Source organism: Spirulina sp. 06S082 (genome assembly GCF_034932145.1).
In the GTDB taxonomy this organism is placed as follows: Bacteria; Cyanobacteriota; Cyanobacteriia; order Cyanobacteriales; family Spirulinaceae; genus CCY15215.
The window spans coordinates 1-4,614 of record NZ_JAYGHV010000079.1; the positions used below are offsets into that span (position 1 = coordinate 1).

The 4,614-nt window shown below is 43.6% G+C and carries 2 protein-coding genes and 2 pseudogenes; 3 read left to right on the forward strand and 1 reads right to left on the reverse strand.

The features are described 5' to 3' along the window. Positions 1 to 70: 70 nt before the first annotated feature. The 3 genes and pseudogenes from VB714_RS06945 to VB714_RS06960 all read left to right on the forward strand — a co-directional run bounded on the left by VB714_RS06945 (position 71) and on the right by VB714_RS06960 (position 4,250). Positions 71 to 1,288 (forward strand): ABC exporter membrane fusion protein, encoded by a 1,218-nt coding sequence (locus VB714_RS06945; RefSeq protein WP_323222479.1) that lies wholly within the window; start codon positions 71 to 73, stop codon positions 1,286 to 1,288. Between the two features lie 123 nt (positions 1,289 to 1,411). Continuing rightward, positions 1,412 to 2,590, forward strand: a pseudogene (gene devC, locus VB714_RS06955) (ABC transporter permease DevC). A gap of 220 nt (positions 2,591 to 2,810) precedes the next feature. After that, positions 2,811 to 4,250 carry an isochorismate synthase gene (locus tag VB714_RS06960; RefSeq protein WP_323222483.1) on the forward strand — a complete coding sequence of 480 codons (1,440 nt, stop codon included), beginning with the start codon at positions 2,811 to 2,813 and terminating at the stop codon, positions 4,248 to 4,250. A gap of 19 nt (positions 4,251 to 4,269) precedes the next feature. Here VB714_RS06960 and VB714_RS06965 read toward each other — a convergent pair. Continuing rightward, positions 4,270 to 4,614 (reverse strand): annotated as a pseudogene (locus VB714_RS06965) (hypothetical protein); the annotation flags it as partial.

Genomic DNA, 4,614 nt, shown 5'->3' on the forward strand with positions numbered 1-4,614 from the left:
TTTAAGATGACAAAACTTGTTGCATTCCATCCTCGCGCTAAGATAAGCGTTGAGGAGAATTAATTCCGTTATGAATGACAAACTCGGGGTAAAGCGATCGCTATTTACACAAAAAGGCAAAGGATGGATTGTCGGCTTGTCTATCGGCGGTCTTCTGGTTGTGGGTGCGACAGCCATTTACAGCGTCAGAACCCTACAACAGTTATCCGCTTCGACGGCTGAAGAATCGGAAGTCCCCGAACTACCCAAAATCGAAGCAGTGACGGCATTAGGGCGGCTCGAACCGTTAGGAGAGGTAATTCAAGTGGCCGCCTCTCCTTCTTCCACCACGGGAGGCGCAAAAGTCGAACGCTTATTGGTGCGGGAAGGCGATCGCGTTCGTGCCAATCAAATTATTGCTCAACTCGATAGCTACGATCGCCTCAACGCGGCGGTTAATCGCGCTAAGGAGGATGTCGCCGTTGCTGAGGCGAATTTAGCGGTGGTCAAGGCCGGAGCCAAACAAGGGGAAATCACCGCGCAACAGGCAACGATTCAGCGTTTGCGGGAACAATTACGGGGGGAGAGTGCCACCCAAGCGGCAACGGTATCTCGCATTGAAGCGGAATTACGCAATGCTGAAACAGAGTACAAACGTTACGAACAGTTATATCAGGAAGGGGCAATTTCTACCTCGGAACGCGATACGAGGGCATTAACCCTGGCTACAACTCGAGAGCGGGTTACGGAAGCTAAAGAGAATAAAATTCGTACTGAGGCGACTTTAGATCGGCAAATTCGCGAGGCGATCGCCAATTTAGACCGCATTAGCGAAGTACGTCCCGTGGAAATTCGCCAAGCTCAAGCCAGTGTAGACTTAGCTGAGGCTGCTGTTCGTCAAGCCCGAGAAGATTTAGAATTGAGCGTGGTGCGATCGCCCATCACCGGACAAATACTAGAAGTTAACACCCATGTTGGGGAAGTGACGGAAACAGGAGAGGGAATTATCGCGATCGGCAAAACCGATCGCATGGTTGTGGTTGCTGAAGTCTATGAAAGCGATATTAGCCGAGTTCGCATCGATCGCGAAGCAATTATTAAAAGCGAAAATGGTTCTTTTGAAGGAGAATTACGGGGAAAAGTCAGTAATATTGGTTTACAAATTGGCAAAAAAGATGTACTCGATACCGATCCGGCTGCCGATGTTGATGCCCGCGTCATTGAAGTAGATATTCTGCTTTCTCCCGAAGATAGTCAGAGAGTCTCTGGTTTAACCAATGCTAAAGTGTTAGTTGAAATTTTATTGTAAATAGGACTTACCCAACTAGGGAGCGAGACGCTCCCACTACCGTATTCTATTGTTATGGTAGTGCGGGCATCTTGCCCGCTAATGCGTAAGTCCTAGTAAATAATTTGAGTAAGACTGACTATTATGAAAATTCCTCTCGCTTGGATGCAACTAACCCATGAAAAAATGCGCTTGCTGATTGCTTTAGCAGGAATTGGTTTTGCGGATATTCTCATGTTTATGCAGTTTGGCTTTCAAGATGCACTGTTTGAAAGTTCTATTATTTTTCATAAAAAAGTTAAAGGAGATATTTTTCTCATCAGTCCACAATCAACAGCACTCATCGCGATGGATAACTTTTCCAAACGACGTTTGCATCAGGTTTTAGGTGTTGAGGATGTAAAAGCCGTCTATCCCATTCATATCGCCTTTGCACTCTGGAAAAATCCTGAAAATCGCTCAACCCGAAGCATTATGGTCATCGGTATCAATCCCGTTTAGAATATCATCGATCTGCCACAAATGCAAGAAAATTTAGATGTTATTAAATTAGAAGACTTTATTCTTTTCGATCGCCTCTCCCGTGCAGAATTTGGACCGATAGGAGAACTTTTCGATCGCGGAGAAACAGTAGAAACAGAAGTCGGGGAAAGACGAGTTAGGATCGGAGGTTTATTTAGTTTAGGTGCTTCTTTTGGCGCAGATGGAAATATTATTACCAGCGATCTCAATTATGGACGTATTTTTGAGGAACGCAATCCCGATCTCATTGAAATAGGAGTGATTCAAGTTCGAGAAGGAGCCGATCCAGAAGCAATTCTAGCGAAAATTCGCGAGGAATTCTATGTTCCCAATGCAGACAATATTTTGACTCCTCAAGATGTCTTAGTTCTTTCTCAAGCAGAATTTATTGATTCTGAAAAGAAATACTGGCAAGAAAGTACCGCGATCGGTTTTATTTTTACCCTAGGGGCAGGGATGGGATTTATCGTGGGGATGGTGATTGTTTATCAGATTCTCTATACTGATGTTGCCGATCATCTCCCAGAATATGCAACCTTAAAAGCAATGGGATATACAGATTTTTATTTACTCCAAGTTGTTTTCCAAGAAGCAATTATTTTAGCCTTGGTGGGTTATCTTCCCGGTTTTGCTCTTTCTAATTTTCTCTATTTATTGACGACGAATGCTACAGCTTTGCCTGTTGTGATGGATGTCGCTAAAGCAACCACCGTATTGATTTTAACTGTTATTATGTGCGTGGGTTCTGGCGCGATCGCCGTGCGGAAACTCAATGCGGCAGATCCGGCAGATATTTTCTAAAGGTAACGTTTTGTTGCAGAATTACGGATTTCTGTATTTTATAACTCGAGTAAATATGAAAATAAACCCCTAGATTGTCAAATTGCAGTGAATATTGCCGATGATTAACAACACCGATCGCCGATTTTTGCAAATACTTTGGCAGCACAGAAAGTGAATAAAAACAATAGCCAAAAGCCAACATTTACTTTTTTTTACATTTGTTTATATTTGTCGTCGCATGGTAGTTAAAAGTCAGTCCATTGATTTACTTAAAGAGGAGAAAGAAATTTATCAGTTTCTCTATGCTTGTTACGAACAGTATTGTCGCACGAAGATTGCTAAAATAGCCAGCTTTTCTCAACCCCTTAATGACATCGATCCTCTTGCTGCTTTTCAATGTCTTCTCCGAGACGATCGCCAACATTTCTATTGGGAACATCCGAAAACACGGGAAGCAGTTTTTGGTCATGGAGCGGTAAAATTGTTAGAAATTGATTCTTCTGATAGTTCTTCTTCTGGCGATCGCTTTGTCCGCACTCGGAACTTTATGCAAGATTGTTTAAAACAAATTGTTTATCCGCAAAGTTCTACTCAAAGTGAAGCAAATCCTTATTTTTTTTCTAGTTTTACATTTTTCCCCACGTCTAAGAGTATTGCTTATCCCTTTCCCGTCGCGACAATTTTTCTGCCGCAATTCCAAGTCATAAGTAAAAATAACCGTTGTTTTTTTGTGGCTAATATTGCCATCAATAAAACCCTGAATATTAAATTAGCTGTCGAAGAAATAACGCGAACCCTTGAGAAAATTTGTCAATTTCGTCTCAATATTTTAAGTTCTAATCCGCAAGCGCAAACCTATTTTAATCTTCGGGAAAATACACGCAAAGAAGATAATTTTAAAATTGCCGTTAAATCTGCTCTGCAATCTATCCAAAAACAGCAACTGAGTAAAATCGTTTTAGCGCATCCCCTCGATCTCATTTCTCCAGTGCCTTTTAGAATTATTGAATCGCTGCAAAATTTACGCCAAAATTATCCCAATTGCTATCTTTTTGCGATCGGTAACGATCGCGGGCATCGTTTTATTGGTGCGAGTCCAGAACGCGCGATCGGTTTGCAAAACCAACAATTAATTACCGATGCTTTAGCGGGTTCTGCACCCCGTGGAAAAACCCCCAGAGAAGACACCCAATTAGCTCAACAATTACTCAAGAGCGAAAAAGATAAGCGAGAACATCAAGCCGTAAGCGAATTTATTTTACAGTGCCTTCAAGGACTCGGCTTGCAAGTTCGGCGATCGCCCCTGCAAGTCTTGCAATTAGATAATATTCAACACCTGCACGTACAGATTTCCGCCCGAGTACCTGAGAATTTGCATCCTCTCGATATTGTAGCCAAACTGCATCCTACCCCCGCCGTTGCTGGAGTTCCTACCCAAATCGCCTGCGATCGCATTCGTCGTTACGAGAACTTCGATCGCGCCTTATATGCAGCCCCGTTAGGATGGGTTGATACCCGAGGCAATAGTGAGTTTATCGTGGGTATTCGTTCGGCTGCTATTGTTGGCGATCGCGCTCGACTTTACGCGGGAGCCGGTATTGTGGCTGGTTCCGATCCCGAACGAGAATTGGCTGAAGTTCGCCTTAAGCTCCAAGCCATGCGCCGAGCCTTGATTTAGAGGGTTGACCCTCCCCGCTCTAAAGAGACGGGGATTCGGAAGCAGCCCAGTAATGGACTCTTACAGGCGTGGTCAAAACGCCGCTACTAACTTCTTTAAGACATAATCCTAAAGTTGCCGCTACTTCTCTTGGTTGATTGGATATGGCGAATTCGATTCGCCATCCCTCAACCGCTTTTCGTAAAATATTCGCTGCTCCGTTGCAGTCAGCATTGACGAACAAACCATTCTGAGTACAATACAATCCCCGCTTAACTCGCTTTCCTGATGGCTTCCAGCTTTCGGGTTTTGCACCGAATGTCGGCAAGAAATCATCATCTAAAAACGATGCTTTCGAGGTGTAACTTTCCTCAGTTTCAACAAA